The 14,339-nt window shown below is 66.9% G+C and carries 15 protein-coding genes; 9 read left to right on the top strand and 6 right to left on the bottom strand.

What is annotated here, in order from left to right; genetic code table 11:
• Positions 1-264 precede the first annotated feature (264 nt).
• The 9 genes from rpmH to OG293_RS17540 all read left to right on the top strand — a co-directional run bounded on the left by rpmH (position 265) and on the right by OG293_RS17540 (position 7,148).
• Positions 265-402, top strand: coding sequence for a 50S ribosomal protein L34 (rpmH, locus tag OG293_RS17500; RefSeq protein ID WP_006381191.1), 138 nt, complete (start codon positions 265-267; stop codon positions 400-402).
• Between the two features lie 19 nt (positions 403-421).
• Positions 422-793 (top strand): ribonuclease P protein component, encoded by a 372-nt coding sequence (gene rnpA / locus OG293_RS17505; RefSeq protein WP_405999724.1) that lies wholly within the window; start codon positions 422-424, stop codon positions 791-793.
• Positions 790-1,149 carry a membrane protein insertion efficiency factor YidD gene (gene yidD / locus OG293_RS17510; RefSeq protein ID WP_405999725.1) on the top strand — a complete coding sequence of 120 codons (360 nt, stop codon included), beginning with the start codon at positions 790-792 and terminating at the stop codon, positions 1,147-1,149. The genes rnpA and yidD overlap by 4 nt, the downstream gene beginning before the upstream one ends.
• 3 nt (positions 1,150-1,152) lie before the next feature.
• Complete coding sequence (gene yidC, locus OG293_RS17515) at positions 1,153-2,424, top strand: membrane protein insertase YidC (RefSeq protein WP_405999726.1); 1,272 nt, start codon at positions 1,153-1,155, stop codon at positions 2,422-2,424.
• Positions 2,425-2,438: 14 nt separating this feature from the next.
• Positions 2,439-2,948 (top strand): protein jag, encoded by a 510-nt coding sequence (locus OG293_RS17520; RefSeq protein ID WP_405999727.1) that lies wholly within the window; start codon positions 2,439-2,441, stop codon positions 2,946-2,948.
• A gap of 118 nt (positions 2,949-3,066) precedes the next feature.
• Positions 3,067-3,783 carry a 16S rRNA (guanine(527)-N(7))-methyltransferase RsmG gene (rsmG, locus tag OG293_RS17525; protein ID WP_405999728.1) on the top strand — a complete coding sequence of 239 codons (717 nt, stop codon included), beginning with the start codon at positions 3,067-3,069 and terminating at the stop codon, positions 3,781-3,783.
• 266 nt (positions 3,784-4,049) lie between these two features.
• Positions 4,050-5,126 carry a ParA family protein gene (locus OG293_RS17530; protein WP_405999729.1) on the top strand — a complete coding sequence of 359 codons (1,077 nt, stop codon included), beginning with the start codon at positions 4,050-4,052 and terminating at the stop codon, positions 5,124-5,126.
• Positions 5,123-6,223: a ParB/RepB/Spo0J family partition protein gene (locus OG293_RS17535; protein ID WP_405999730.1), complete on the top strand. Its 1,101-nt coding sequence runs from the start codon at positions 5,123-5,125 to the stop codon at positions 6,221-6,223. The genes OG293_RS17530 and OG293_RS17535 overlap by 4 nt, the downstream gene beginning before the upstream one ends.
• A 307-nt stretch (positions 6,224-6,530) precedes the next feature.
• On the top strand, positions 6,531-7,148 hold the full coding sequence (locus tag OG293_RS17540) for a GNAT family N-acetyltransferase (protein WP_405999731.1): 618 nt from the start codon (positions 6,531-6,533) through the stop codon (positions 7,146-7,148).
• Between the two features lie 73 nt (positions 7,149-7,221).
• Here the strand turns inward: OG293_RS17540 and trxA are convergent, their stop codons facing one another.
• The 6 genes from trxA to murJ all read right to left on the bottom strand — a co-directional run bounded on the left by trxA (position 7,222) and on the right by murJ (position 14,294).
• A complete protein-coding gene (gene trxA / locus OG293_RS17545) occupies positions 7,222-7,554 on the bottom strand; it encodes a thioredoxin (RefSeq protein WP_405999732.1) in 333 nt (110 codons plus the stop codon).
• Positions 7,555-7,604: 50 nt separating this feature from the next.
• Positions 7,605-8,579 (bottom strand): thioredoxin-disulfide reductase, encoded by a 975-nt coding sequence (gene trxB, locus OG293_RS17550; protein ID WP_405999733.1) that lies wholly within the window; start codon positions 8,577-8,579, stop codon positions 7,605-7,607.
• Between the two features lie 126 nt (positions 8,580-8,705).
• Positions 8,706-9,611, bottom strand: coding sequence for an anti-sigma factor family protein (locus OG293_RS17555; RefSeq protein ID WP_405999734.1), 906 nt, complete (start codon positions 9,609-9,611; stop codon positions 8,706-8,708).
• Positions 9,608-10,312: an RNA polymerase sigma factor SigM gene (gene sigM / locus OG293_RS17560; protein WP_405999735.1), complete on the bottom strand. Its 705-nt coding sequence runs from the start codon at positions 10,310-10,312 to the stop codon at positions 9,608-9,610. Before sigM ends, OG293_RS17555 begins: the two co-directional genes overlap by 4 nt.
• 21 nt (positions 10,313-10,333) lie before the next feature.
• Positions 10,334-12,037: a serine/threonine protein kinase gene (locus tag OG293_RS17565; protein ID WP_405999736.1), complete on the bottom strand. Its 1,704-nt coding sequence runs from the start codon at positions 12,035-12,037 to the stop codon at positions 10,334-10,336.
• 118 nt (positions 12,038-12,155) lie between these two features.
• On the bottom strand, positions 12,156-14,294 hold the full coding sequence (gene murJ / locus OG293_RS17570) for a murein biosynthesis integral membrane protein MurJ (RefSeq protein WP_405999737.1): 2,139 nt from the start codon (positions 14,292-14,294) through the stop codon (positions 12,156-12,158).
• Positions 14,295-14,339: the final 45 nt, after the last annotated feature.

The raw sequence follows: 14,339 nt of genomic DNA on the forward strand, positions 1-14,339 counted from the left end.
GGGCGACCCGCGCGGTTCAAGTTGTTGTCCACAGCCTGTGCACAGTCCAGCCTGCCATGTCCTTGGTTTGACCGGATGGCGTAGCCGCGCGTACCGTAACCAGGTCGAGTTGTCGATGGCTGCTGCCGCCTGCCTCCGATGGGCAAAGATCACGGTCTGTGATCGTGAAGCGGTGCACTCGGGCGTAATCGCGAGCTACTCGTGGGCGCACGGTGACAGCCAGGCGATGTCCCGCCATCTACGAATCATTTCTGGAGCCCCCGAGTGAGCAAGCGCACCTTCCAGCCGAACAACCGTCGTCGCGCCAAGACCCACGGCTTCCGCCTGCGGATGCGCACCCGTGCCGGCCGCGCGATTCTTGCGAACCGCCGTGGCAAGGGTCGCGCCAGCCTGTCCGCCTGATCGTTTAACAGGTCATGACGTGCTGCCTACCGAGAATCGGCTGAGGCGGCGCGAGGACTTCGCGACCGCGGTACGCCGAGGACGCAGGGCCGGTCGCCCGCTCCTCGTCGTCCATCTACGCAGCGGTGAAACGGACCCGCACGCGCCTGGGGAGAGCGCTCCCCCGACGTGTGCGGGTTTCGTCGTGAGCAAGGCTGTCGGCGGCGCAGTCGTACGCAACAAGGTCAAGCGGAGACTGCGCCACCTCATACGCGATCGGCTCGCCCTGCTGCCCCCCGGTAGCCTGGTGGTCGTACGGGCGCTGCCCGGTGCGGGCGACGCCGCTCATGAACAGCTGGCCCGAGACCTGGACGCCGCTCTCCAGCGGCTTCTGGGAGGGGGCGCGCGATGAAGTACCCGCTGCTGGCTCTGATCAAGCTGTACCAGTGGACGATCAGCCCACTGTTGGGGCCGGTCTGCCGGTACTACCCGTCGTGTTCCCACTACGGATACACGGCCATCGACCGGCACGGCGCGGTCAAGGGCACAGTGCTGACCGCCTGGCGCATCCTGCGGTGCAATCCGTGGTCGCCGGGTGGCGTGGATCATGTGCCGCCGCGCAAACGCCCGCGGTGGCACGAAATGCTGCGCGACGCCTTGCGTGGCAGCAAGGGCGGGCACTCCGCCGCCGATGTGCCTCCCAGGGGGTCGGCCCCCGAACCCCCGAGTGCGGCAGCAGAGACCTCGCCCAATGCTCAAGGAGCCTGATTAGTGGACACGATTGCCAGTCTCTTCAGCTTTATCACCACACCTGTTTCGTGGGTCATCGTCCAGTTCCACGCCGTCTACGGGGCGATCTTCGGCCCCGACACGGGCTGGGCCTGGGGACTGTCCATCGTGTCGCTGGTGATTCTCATCCGGATCTGTCTGATCCCGCTTTTTGTCAAGCAGATCAAGTCGACCCGGAACATGCAGGCGCTCCAGCCGAAGATGAAGGCGATCCAGGAGCGCTACAAGAGCGACAAGCAGCGTCAGTCCGAAGAGATGATGAAGCTGTACAAGGAGACGGGCACCAACCCGCTCTCCTCGTGCCTTCCGATCCTCGCGCAGTCGCCGTTCTTCTTCGCCCTGTACCACGTGCTCTCCAGCATCGCTTCGGGCAAGACCATCGGCGTCATCAATGAATCGCTGCTGGACAGCGCGCGCCAGGCCCACATCTTCGGTGCCCCGCTCGCGTCGAAGTTCACGGACAGCGCGGCCGAGGTCGCTGCTCTTGACGCCTCGCTGACCGATGTGCGCATTGTCACCGCGGTCATGATCGTCATGATGTCGGCGTCGCAGTTCTACACGCAGCGCCAGCTGATGCAGAAGAACGTCGACCTGACGGTCAAGACGCCGTACATGCAGCAGCAGAAGATGCTGATGTACATCTTCCCGGTGATCTTCGCCGTGATGGGCATCAACTTCCCCGTCGGTGTCCTCGTCTACTGGCTGACCACCAACGTGTGGACCATGGGTCAGCAGATGTTTGTGATCAACCAGAACCCGACGCCCGGCAGCAAGGCCCAGGACCAGTACCTTCAGCGTCTGCTGAAGGGCGTCACCGCCCACGGCGAGGTTCGCTCGCGTCGCAAGCGCACGGTGATCACGGCGATCGTGGCCAAGGGCCCGGACCGCAACGAGAACGAGCGTCGGTTCATCACTGGTCTGGCCAAGGCCGGCTTCGCCGCCCAGGCGGACGGCACGGTGACCAAGAGCGATGTCGCCGCGGTGGCCGAGGCCGAGGGCGGTGCCGCGCAGAAGCGGCAGCAGCCCAAGCGTCAGACCAAGGCGAAGCGCCATTCCGCCGCTGCTCAGCAGGGCGCGGCCAAGAGCGCCGAGACCGCCGCCTCGGAGTCGAAGCTTTCGCTGGAGAAGGACGCGCCGGAAGACGCCAAGCCGAAGCCGGCGGCCAAGCCCGCCGGGGGCTCCGCACGCCAGCAGTCCAAGCCCGGGCAGCGCAAGGGCCAGCAGCGGCCCAAGCACCCGTCGTCCAAGAAGTAAGAAGGAGTCCATCCGTGACGGAAGGCACTATCCCCGCTGCCGCCGAGGGCGACACCCTGACCCGCCTTGAGCAGGAAGGGGAGATTGCGGCCGACTACCTCGAAGGTCTGCTCGACATCGCCGATCTTGACGGTGACATCGACATGGACGTCGAAGCCGATCGCGCAGCGGTCTCGATCATCAGTGACGCGAGCAGCCGGGATCTTCAGAAGCTCGTCGGTCGCGACGGCGAAGTCCTGGAAGCGCTTCAGGAGCTGACGCGCCTTGCCGTGCACCGAGAGACCGGGGACCGCAGCCGGCTGATGCTCGACATCGCGGGCTTCCGGGCCAAGAAGCGCACAGAGCTGGCCGAGCTCGGTGCCAAGGCCGCCAACGAGGTGAAGAGCACCGGTGAGCCGGTGAAGCTGAACCCGATGACGCCGTTCGAGCGCAAGGTCGTGCACGACGCGGTCGCGGCCGCAGGTCTGCGCAGTGAGTCCGAGGGCGAGGAGCCCCAGCGCTTCGTCGTCGTGCTCCCCGCCTGACCTTGATCGTTCTGTCGGCCCCGTCTGTTCGCAGGCGGGGCCGATCCTTGTCAGCCTGATAGTCAGCCACCAGCAGTCAGTCCCCATTGCGGCAGTGCGGTACGGAAGGACGGTCCCCGTGACGGAGGCAGCAGAGCTTCCCCAGGCGCCCGAAGAGGCGCGGACGGTTTTCGGAGAGTGCTTTCCGGAAGCTGTGAGGTACGCGGAGCTGCTCGCGGACACCGGAGTCAAGCGTGGGCTGATTGGTCCACGCGAAGTGCCGCGGCTGTGGGAGCGGCATCTGCTGAACTGTGCGGTGCTCTCGGAGGTTGTGCCTGAGGGCGTGATGGTCTGCGATGTGGGTTCGGGGGCCGGCCTGCCCGGGATTCCGCTGGCACTGGTGCGCCCGGATCTGAAGATCACGCTCCTTGAACCGCTGCTGCGTCGCACGAACTTCCTCCAGGAAGTCGTCGAGCTGCTGGGCCTGGACCATGTGACGGTGGTGCGCGGCCGGGCCGAGGAGGTTCTGGGCACACTGCCGCCGGTGCATGTGGTGACGGCGCGTGCGGTGGCGCCACTGGACCGGCTGGCGGGCTGGGGAGTGCCACTGCTGCGTCCGTACGGAGAGATGCTGGCACTCAAGGGCGACACCGCCGAGGAGGAGATCCAGGGAGCCCGGGCCGCGCTGAGCAAGCTCGGTGTGGTGGATACCTCAGTGCTGCATGTGGGTGAGGGAATCGTCGACCCGCTCTCCACGGTGGTGCGCGTGGAGGTCGGGGAGAGCCCTGGCGGAGTGCGCTTCGCGGCGAAGCGCGCCAAGGCTGCCAGGACGAGTCGTACCCGTCGGCGTCGCTGAGCCATACACGGTTGTACTGACTATCGGCGATGCTCCATACAAGCTGCCATACGTACGCATTTCGGAGTGTCGTGAGGTTGTAGTCCTGCGGCACGTGCATCGTGTTTCACGTGAAACGTCGCTCACTGCTGCAGGGAATCATCAGTCGCGGCCGTGCTGCCGCCCCGATGCGGGACCGTAAGCCACTCCTCAGGGCTACGGAACTGTCCACAGAGGTGGATTCATCCACAGAACCACGGGCCTCGCTGGTTCACGACCCCGAAAGCATGGCAGGCTCTGCTCATTGCGAGCCTGAAGTCGAGGAGAGTGAATCCTTGCGGTCCGACGCCAACATCGCGGGACCGATGACCGACCCGGTCCCCGGTCCCCGTACCGAGTCGTCGGGGGAGGATGTTTCACGTGAAACACCGCCCCCGATGGACGACACCCCCATCGGCCGTGCTGCCCAGCTGGCCGTGGAGGCGCTGGGGCGTGCCGGAGAAGGTCTGCCCCGGCCTGATCAGACACGCGTCATGGTTGTCGCCAACCAGAAGGGCGGCGTAGGGAAGACCACCACCACGGTGAACCTCGCCGCGTCGCTTGCGCTCCATGGCGCACGCGTTCTGGTGGTCGACCTGGATCCACAGGGAAACGCCTCCACGGCGCTGGGGATCGATCACCACGCCGAAGTCCCCTCGATCTATGACGTCCTGGTGGAGAGCAGGCCGCTCTCCGAAGTGGTTCAGCCGGTCCCGGACGTCGAAGGTCTCTTCTGCGCCCCCGCCACCATCGATCTCGCCGGTGCGGAGATCGAGCTGGTGTCGCTGGTGGCGCGGGAGAGCCGACTGCAGCGAGCCATCCAGGCCTACGAGCAGCCGCTGGACTACATCCTCATCGACTGCCCGCCGTCGCTCGGTCTGCTGACCGTCAACGCGCTGGTTGCCGGTGCGGAGGTGCTGATCCCCATCCAGTGTGAGTACTACGCGCTGGAGGGGCTGGGACAGCTGCTCAGGAACGTTGATCTGGTGCGCGGGCATCTCAATCCGACGCTGCATGTGTCGACGATTCTGCTCACCATGTACGACGGCAGAACACGGCTCGCCTCGCAGGTGGCGGACGAAGTACGCAGCCACTTCGGGGACGAGGTGCTCCGGACGAGTATCCCGCGCTCGGTGCGTATTTCGGAGGCCCCGAGCTACGGACAGACCGTGTTGACCTACGATCCGGGTTCCAGTGGTTCCTTGTCGTATCTCGAAGCGGCTCGGGAGATCGCGTTGCGTGGGGTCGGCGTCCACTATGACCCGCAGTCTGCCCATGTGGGCAGACAGAACAGCCAGCAGAACATCTCGGAGGGGATCCAGTGAGCGAGCGACGTAGAGGATTGGGGCGTGGGCTCGGTGCGCTGATCCCTGCCGCTCCCCAGGAGAAGCAGGTGCCGCCGCCTGCCGGGGCTTCAAGCTCTCCCGGGGCGGCTCCGGTGCTGACCGCGGATCGAGGCGTTGCGGCCGCCAAGGTGGCGACACTGCCCGCAGCTGCCACCGCTCCCGAGGCGATCACGCCGGCCTCGGAGCCCGAGGCTGTGATGCAGCCTCAGGAGCCGGCTGGTGCCCACTTCGCCGAAGTGCCGCTCGACGCCATTACGCCCAACCCGCGTCAGCCCCGCGAGGTGTTCGACGAGGATGCCCTGGCGGAACTGGTCACCTCCATCAATGAAGTGGGGCTCCTCCAGCCCGTCGTCGTGCGGCAGCTGGGTCCCGAGCGGTACGAGCTCATCATGGGCGAGCGCCGCTGGAGAGCCTGCCGGGAGGCCGGTCTTGAGCGGATCCCCGCAATCGTCCGGGACACGGACGACGAGAAGCTTCTGCTGGACGCGCTGCTGGAGAACCTCCACCGTGCCCAGCTGAATCCGCTGGAAGAGGCTGCCGCCTACGACCAGCTGCTCAAGGACTTCAACTGCACTCACGACCAGCTGGCGGACCGGATCGGACGCTCCCGTCCGCAGGTGTCCAACACGCTGAGGCTGCTGCGGCTGTCGCCTCCCGTTCAGCGCAGGGTTGCGGCGGGGGTGCTCTCGGCCGGTCACGCACGGGCGCTGCTGTCGGTGGACGACTCCGAGGAGCAGGACCGGCTGGCGCACAAGATCGTGGCCGAGGGTCTTTCGGTCCGTGCGGTCGAAGAGATCGTGACGCTGATCAATTCGAACCCCAAGAGCACAGCCAAGCCGAAAAGCCCGCGGGCCGGAACCCGGTTGTCGCCGGCGCTCACCGATCTTGCTTCACGCCTCTCGGACCGCTTCGAGACTCGGGTGAAGGTCGACCTGGGGCAGAAGAAGGGAAAGATCGTCGTCGAGTTCGCCTCGATAGAGGATCTGGAGCGCATCCTCGGCACCCTCGCTCCCGGTGAGGGAAGGGTCCTGGAGAAGGGACTCTCCGAGGAGTCCGGGGAGGACGACGAGGGCTGAAGCCCTTCAAGCTGTCGCAAAGGGCGGGCCATGTCCGGTGGGTTGACCGGACATGGCCCGCCCTTTGCTGTAGGGCTGTACCCGTGTCAGGGCCGGGTGGATACGATGCGTTCTGGTACGGCGCATCCGCCTTGATCCACCTCAGAGAGAGGGCGAGGGCCATGCGAACGGTGAGCCGCAGCCAACTGGTGACAGCAGGTTTGGGTCTTGGGGCAGTCGGAGGCTTCATCAGCAGCCTGCTTCAGGAACGGAGCGCGCTGGCAGCCGCTCGCAGCGCGGCGGGTGAAGGAAGCGAGGAACAGCCTTCATGGGGCGTCGGCTTGTGCCGCTCACGCTGGACAACGTTTCGGACCTTCCCAAGCGCTGTCGTGCGTGTGTCTTCTGGGAACTTGATCCGGTCAGCGGGGAAGCCGCGGTAAAGGCGGGAACGCCTGGGCTGGAGAAAGAGGCCTGGATCTCCGCTGTGCTGTTGGAGTGGGGCTCCTGCGGGCGGGTCGTCTATGTCGACGAGGTGCCGGTCGGCTTCGTGTTGTACGCGCCCCCCGCGTATGTGCCGCGCTCCACGGCCTTTCCCACGAGCCCTGTCTCTCCGGACGCCGTTCAGCTCATTACTGCCTGGATCAGCCCCGGCTTTCAGGGACAGGGACTGGGCAGGGTCATCGTGCAGACAGTGGCCAAGGATCTGTTGCGGAGGGGTTTCCGCGCGATCGAGGCATTTGGCGATGCCCGCTGGAAGGAACCCGCCTGTGTGCTGCCGGCGGAGCACCTTCTTGCGGTGGGTTTCAAGACCGTCCGTCCGCATCCGATGTACCCCAGGATGAGGCTGGAACTCCGGACCACGCTTTCCTGGAAGGAAGACGTGGAGCTGGCTCTGGACCGTCTGCTGGGCGCCGTACAGAAGGAACCCGCTCTGCGCCCTCTGTGACCGTGAACAGGAGAATGGGCCCATCCCGTCAGAGGATGAGCCCATTCGTGTTTCACGTGAAACAGCGGAGCGACTACTCGCCGATGAAGCCCTCAAGGTCGCGAACGATCGCGGCCTTCGGCTTGGCGCCGACGATGGTCTTGGCGACCTCGCCGTTCTGGTAGACGTTCAGCGTCGGGATGGACATGACGCCGTACTTGGCAGCGGTGGCCGGGTTCTCGTCGATGTTGAGCTTCACGATCTCGATCTTGTCGCCGTGCTCGGCCGCGATGGCTTCGAGGGACGGTGCAATCTGGCGGCACGGCCCGCACCAGGCGGCCCAGAAGTCCACCAGTACGGGCTTGTCGCTCTTGAGGACGTACTCATCGAAGTTGTCATCAGTCACGTTCTGCAGGGCGCCGGCCACGGCGGCCTCCTTACTACTTTGCGGGGTCTGGAAGGGGTGGGGTGCGTAGGTCAGACCACGGGGGTCTTCTCCGGCTCAGCAGCCTTCTCGGTGTCGGCGAGCGCAGCGAGGAAGCGCTCCGCGTCCAGGGCGGCGGAGCAGCCCGTGCCAGCAGCGGTGATGGCCTGACGGTAGGTGTGGTCGACAACGTCGCCCGCGCCGAAGACACCGGTCAGGTTGGTACGCGTCGAGGGGGCATCGACCTTCAGGTAGCCGTCCTCGTCGAGGTCCAGCTGACCCTTGAACAGCTCAGTCCGCGGGTCGTGGCCCACGGCGATGAACAGCCCCGTGACGGCAAGCTCCGAGGTCTCGCCCGTCTTGGTGTTGCGCAGGGTCAGACCGGAGAGCTTCTGCTCCCCGTGGATTTGTGCGACTTCGCTGTCCCAGGCGAACGAGATCTTGGGGTCGGCAAAGGCACGGTCCTGCATGGCCTTGGAGGCTCGCAGGGTGTCGCGGCGGTGGACGATCGTGACGGACTTGGCGAAACGGGAGAGGAAGGTCGCTTCCTCCATCGCGGTGTCGCCACCGCCGATCACGGCGATGTCCTGGTCCTTGAAGAAGAACCCGTCACATGTCGCGCACCAGGAGACGCCACGGCCGGAGAGGGTGTCCTCGTTGGGCAGTCCGAGCTTGCGGTGCTGGGAGCCGGTGGTGATGATGACAGCCTTCGCGCGGTGGACGGTGCCCGCCGTGTCGGTGACGGTCTTGATCTCACCGCTGAGGTCAACGGCCACGACATCGTCCGGGACCAGTTCGGCGCCGAACCGCTCTGCCTGAGCGCGCATGTTGTCCATCAGATCCGGACCCATGATGCCGTCCCGGAAGCCGGGGAAGTTCTCCACCTCGGTCGTGTTCATCAGTGCACCGCCGGCGGTGACGGCACCCTCGAACACCAGCGGCTCCAGCGATGCGCGCGCGGTGTACAGCGCGGCCGTGTAGCCGGCCGGCCCGGAGCCGATGATGATCACGTTACGGACGTCGCTCACGGGTTGCTTCCTCGTCTCTGCGGACTGCCTGCTGCCTACGGGGGCCGGGTCATTGACTCTCACCCCACCCAACGGATCCTACGGGGCGTGCATTCCCGTGATGCCCGTGCGGCGCAGCGGCGTGTGTCAGCGGCGAGGGTAGGAGTTGGTGAGCAGGACCTTCCCCTGGGACGAGGGCGCCGCATCGACGCAGGTCGCATCAATGACATACGCCTGAATCTGTTGGCTGTCGGTGGAGTGCGGCAGCACGACGAGGTAGGCCTTGTCGCCCTTGTACTCGCCCTGCGCGGCGGCGATGGGGGCTTCGGTCCGGCCCGTGCCCTTCTGGATACAGGGCGGTACCGCCATGGCATCGGTGTGCATCGGCGAGATGGTACTGGCTTCGCCCTGCTGCGACGGCCCCTTGTCGATGCGGGGCGAGTTCTGAGCCATGCGGTCATGGACGAGCGCCTGCACGCGGCCCTGGAGGCCCGACTTCGCGAAGTCCTGGGAGGCCCCCTCCTCCGCTGTGCTGGCGCCCGCGTCCTTCGTTGCTGAGGCGCTCTTGTCGCTGGTGGAGTGGACCGACTGGAGCAGCAGGACGCTCATGCCGACGGCCGCTGCACCAAAGGCGGCACCCAGGATGGCCTTGCGGCGACGTCCTCGCGTGCGGCTTCGGCCTGGCCCGGTGGCAGCCCGCCCGTGTCCTGCGGGACGGTCGGAGGAGGGTGCCTCCGGAGGCTGCGCGGCGGCGGGCGCTGTTTCACGTGAAACAGCCGCTGCCTCTATGGGCGCGGTGGAGTCGAGCAGGGCCTCAGCGGCCAGCGCGGCATCAATACGGCCGACGATGTCGGCCGGCATTGGCGAGGCCCCCGGGAGGGTACCGAGCAGCCCGCGGATTTCATCGAGGGAGGCGCGGACATCGGCGCACAGAGGGCATCCGTCCAGATGCTCACGAACATCGGCGGTGCGGGCAGGGGAGAGGAGTCCCTCGGTGAGGTCGGAGATCTCTGAGACGTCCGGGTGCTGAGTCATGTCGGCCGTGGATGTCACGCGCGCCCACCTCCGCCCTTCACAGCTGCAGGGTCACTCGGCCCTGCGTCCCTTTGCCCCGACGTCGGTGGGACGGATGTCCCCGGCGTCTGGTTCCTTCCCACGCGGAACTCGGCGTTACCCCCGGCATCAGTACGCAGATGAGTGAGCATGGGCAGCAGCCGGGCCCGACCGCGCGCACAGCGGCTCTTCACGGTTCCGACCGGCACATCGAGAACGTCGGCCGCTTCCGCCACGGGATAGCCCTGCATGTCCACGAGCACCAGCGCGGCCCGCTGATCGACTGGAAGCTTTGCCAGCGCGGCCAGAAGTTCGCGGTGCAGATCCTGACGTTCGGCCGGGGCTTCCGCGGACTCATGGGGCTCGAGGAGCTGCTCCAGGCGCTCGGTGTCATCGACCGGAGAGGTCTTGCGTGAGGCTGCCTTGCGCGCCCGGTCAAGGCAGGCGTTGACGGTGATGCGGTGGAGCCAGGTGGTCACCGCCGACTGACCGCGGAAGGTGTGGGCGGCTCGGAAAGCGGACACCAGGGCGTCCTGGACCGCGTCCGCGGCCTCCTCGCGGTCGCCCAAGGTACGCAGGGCGACGGCCCAGAGCCTGTCGCGGTGGCGCCGTACGAGCTCACCGAAGGCATCTGGGTCCCCTGCGACGTGGCGGGCCAGTAGGTCCTGGTCGCTTGTGTCGCCGAGTGTCTCGTCGTCCAACAGTGAGCCCCCTCCCCTGGTTCAGCTGGTGATTTTGATCTCCGAGACCTTGCCTCGGTAGTTGCCTTCGTCGCTCAACGGCACCTTCGTCAGCCAGACCAGAACGTACCGTGCCTGCACCGGCTTGCCCGGCTTGAGGGACACATTCGATCCGGATCCCTTGGCGACCTTGGTGAAGTCGTCGAGAGTGGTCGGCTCGGACGAGGCGTCTTCGGCGGCAGCGCGCAGTTCCACTGAGGTGTCACCGCCGAGGAACGTGACGTCCACGGTGCCGACCTGCTGAACCTTGCCCAGGTCGAGGATGATGCCGACGCCCGACTTGAGATTTCCGAAGTCCCCGCTGCCGAGATAGCCGTCCGTGTTCCAGTACGTACTCGGGTCGCCGTCGTAGCTGTTCTTTATCCCTGCCGGCTTCTCGGAGCCGTCGTTGCCGAGCGGATCGAAGTCGCGGGCGCCGGTGATGGAGACAGGCTTGCCAGCCTTGTCATCGGTTTTGTCCTCGCCGGTGTTCGTCTGCGTGGTCCCCGGGTCGACCGGGTCCTTGTCGCGGTCGATCAGCTCGTCCGCCACCTGCCAGCTGCCCAGTCCCAACGCGGCGATGAGCAGCGCAGCCACGGCCCACTTGAGGACCTTGCCGGTACGGCTCTGGAGCGGCGCCGGAGGGGGCGCCACCGGCTGGGTTGCCGTCGGGCCCGGACGGGTTGCAGGACGGCCGTACGTGCCCTGCTGGTACGTGGTGCGCTGGTACTCGGGCGGTGAGGTGAACGCGGGCTCCGGCGGACGGATGCGGGGCATCGCCGCGACCGCCTTCGCCAGCTCATCGGGGGTGGTGCAGGGGGGCTCCTGGCGGGACGCTGTGGCGCCGTCGTTGACCAGGGCGCGCATCGCGAGCTCGGAGAGGCCCCGGTGGACGCCTGCCCGCACCTGGTCGGGGGCGATGAGGCCCACGCCCTTGGGTAGCCCGGAGAGGCCGTACGCGTCGCTCTCGTACGGCCAGCGCTGGGTCAGCGCGGCGTAGAGCAACGCGCCGATCGCCTCGGTGTCGGCGCGCTGTGGACCGTCCGCAGTGATTCCGCGCAGGGCGGCGTTCACCGCGAGTCCGCGGATCCGGTACTGCCCGGTCGAGCTACGCAGAACTGCGCCCGGGGTCAGCCTGAGGTGGGCCAGGCCCTCGCGGTGGGCGGCGGCCATGGCTTGGGAGAGCTGGTCGACGAGCTGATACGCGTCGTGCGGCTCCATGGGCCCCATGGCGAGCAGAGCGGTGAGCTCGGTCGCGTCCGGGAGCCACTCATGGACGACGTAGACGAGGTCGTTCTCTTCGACGGCATCCAGGACCTGTACGAAACGAGGGTCACCGAGCAGCGCCGACGAGCGGGCCGCCGCGAGTACAGAGCGGGCCCGCGGATGGTCAGCAGGGAGCAGATGTACGCCGACGGCACGGCGCAATTTCTCGTCGACTGCTCGCCAGCTGCTGAAACCGTCCAGACGGGTGACGCACTCCTCGAGACGGTAGCGTCTGGCGAGTTTGTGACCGCTGTGCAGTTCGGGCGTGGCGATGGCGGGTTCGGTGTCCTGCCGTTCGCTGCCCGTGTCCGATGCGGTCTTCTCCGCCGTGTCCTGGGATTCCGCCGCCCCGTCGGTCGTGGCCTTGTCCGCCTTCGCGGCCAGCGGATCATCTCCGCTGTTGTCGGCCACGTCGACGGCAGCCGTGCTACGTTCCGCCACCGTCGTTCCTGCCTCCCCATCCGTTGCGCATATCCAACAGCCATGCCAATTGTGCCCACAGTCGGCCGCTATGCACGACACACGGCGGCCGACGATGGTTGTGCGGGACGGCGTGTCTCTAGCGTCCGAGTCGTCCGCGCACCATGCCGACCATCGCGTTCAGTTCCGCGATGCGCATCCGCTTCGCGGCGACAAGGAACACGCCCAGCAGTACGATTCCGCCGCCGACGAGCGCGGTGAGCGATCCGAGTGCCCCACTTCCGAGACCCTTCATGATGACGAAGGCAACTGCGCCGCCCGCCACGGCTGCGGGGACGGAAGCCATGCACAGGCGCGCGTACGTCCGCATGACATGCGGACCGTCGAGGTCTCCGCCGAGGCGGTTCTTGAGCCGACGCCAGGCGATTCCCACGCCGACGGTATAGGCCAGTCCGTAGGAGGCGGCCATGCCGACCACGGCCCACTGGGCGGGAAGCAGGACGTAACACACCGCGGACGCGGCGGCGTTCACCGCGGCCACGATGACCGTGTTGTAGAAGGGGGTGCGGGTGTCCTCGTAGGCGTAGAAGCCGCGAAGTACGACGTACTGCACGGAGAACGGGATGAGGCCGAGGCCGAACGCCATCAGGATGAAGCCCATGCCCCGCGCCGACTCCAGGCCGCTGGAGGCGAACAGCAGCGTGGACATCGGGAGGCCGAGCGCCAGGAAGGTGAAGGCGACAGGGACGATCGCGACCGCCGAGTTGCGCAGCCCCTGGGAGATGTCGTCGCGTACGGCACCAGGGTCGTTGTCGTGGGCGGCACGTGAGATCCGGGGCAGGAGTGCGGCCATCACCGAGACGGTGATGATGGCTTGCGGCATGCCCCAGATCAGCTGGGCGTTGGCGTAGGCGATGAAGCCCGCGCCCTCCCTGCCTGACGCCTCACCCGCGGCGGTGGCGAGCTGGGTGACCACCAGGACGCCCGCCTGGTTGGCGAGGACGAACAGCACGGTCCACTTGGCGAGCTTGACGGTCTTGCCGAGCCCGTGCCCCTTCCAGTCGAACCGGGGGCGGAAGCGGAAGCCGGTCTCGCGCAGATACGGGATCATCGCCAGCGCCTGCACGGTCAGGCCGAGCAGGGTGCCGATGCCCAGGAGGCGCACCCCTTCCGGCGGGATCGTCTGGACGCCCATGTTCGACTCGGCGGAGGTGCCGTACACCCAGATGAAGAGCCCGAACGTGGTGATCATGACGATGTTGTTCAGGACCGGGGTCCACATCATCGCGCCGAACTTGCCGCGGGCGTTGAGGATCTGTCCCATGACCACGTGCACGCCCATGAAGAAGATCGTGGGCAGGCAGTAGCGGGCGAAGGTGACAGCGACGCTGTTGGCTGCCTGATCGCTTGCGATCGTGTCGGACATCAGCTGGATGAGCAGGGGAGCCGCGAAGACTGCCAGGGTGACGATGGCGCCGAGTGCGACCATGACGAGTGTCAGCAGACGGTTGGCGTATGCCTCGCCACCGTCGTCATCGTTCTTCATCGCACGGACCAGCTGCGGAACGAAGACGGAGTTGAGGCCGCCGCCTACCGTGAGGATGTAGATCATCGTCGGCAGTGTGTAAGCGATGGTGAAGGTGTCGCCGAGCAGGGCTGCACCGAGTGCGGCAGTGATCACCAGGCTGCGTACGAAACCGGTGAGGCGGGAGACCAGCGTGCCGGCTGCCATCACCGCGCTGGACTTCAGCAGACCGGAGGCCCGGCCGCCCGACTTCTTGGGAGCGGGCGCCGCCGGCACCGGCTCCGGCTGACCAGAAGCCTGCTGCTGGTCCCGGAAGAGGTGGGCGAACGCGTCAGGCTCCGGTTCCTCCTCGCTGGCCTGGGTCACCAGGTCGTCCACACCGGTGAACTGGGTGGTCCTGGCATCGTCACCGTACGGCAGATGACGCGACGGGCCTGCGGGCTCCGGGGCCGGGGTCTGGGCCCAGATGCGTGGGTCCGGAGCATGGTAGGGGCTCGGCGGCTGCTGATAGAGCGCCTGAGGCTCCTGGTAGGTGCCCGGAGGCGGTGGCGGGTGCGAGGCGCGGTCGTAGAGCGCCTCGGTCACCGGGTCCTGGGTGGACAGGTCCTGCGCGAGGTAGGGGTCGCGGGCGTAGGCGTCCTGAAGGTACGGGTCCTGAGCGTAGGGGTCAGGGGCAGGCTGCTGCGGCGGAACCTGGCCTGCCGGGTCTTCGCCCGTGCTCTGGCCGCGGTCACCGTCGTACGGCGCGTTCATTGCAACCCCACCTCATCGTCCCCGGCCGACCGGCCACGACATCGC

The organism is Streptomyces sp. NBC_00829, assembly GCF_045161795.1.
Classification (GTDB): domain Bacteria; phylum Actinomycetota; class Actinomycetes; order Streptomycetales; family Streptomycetaceae; genus Streptomyces.

Bases quoted from the DNA above. Each gene is read 5' to 3' on its own strand.
- OG293_RS17530 (WP_405999729.1), top strand. From the start codon at position 4,050: ATGGCAGGCTCTGCTCATTGCGAGCCTGAAGTCGAGGAGAGTGAATCC.
- OG293_RS17540 (WP_405999731.1), top strand. From the start codon at position 6,531: ATGGGGCGTCGGCTTGTGCCGCTCACGCTGGACAACGTTTCGGACCTT.
- murJ (WP_405999737.1), bottom strand. From the start codon at position 14,294: ATGAACGCGCCGTACGACGGTGACCGCGGCCAGAGCACGGGCGAAGAC.
- yidD (WP_405999725.1), top strand. From the start codon at position 790: ATGAAGTACCCGCTGCTGGCTCTGATCAAGCTGTACCAGTGGACGATC.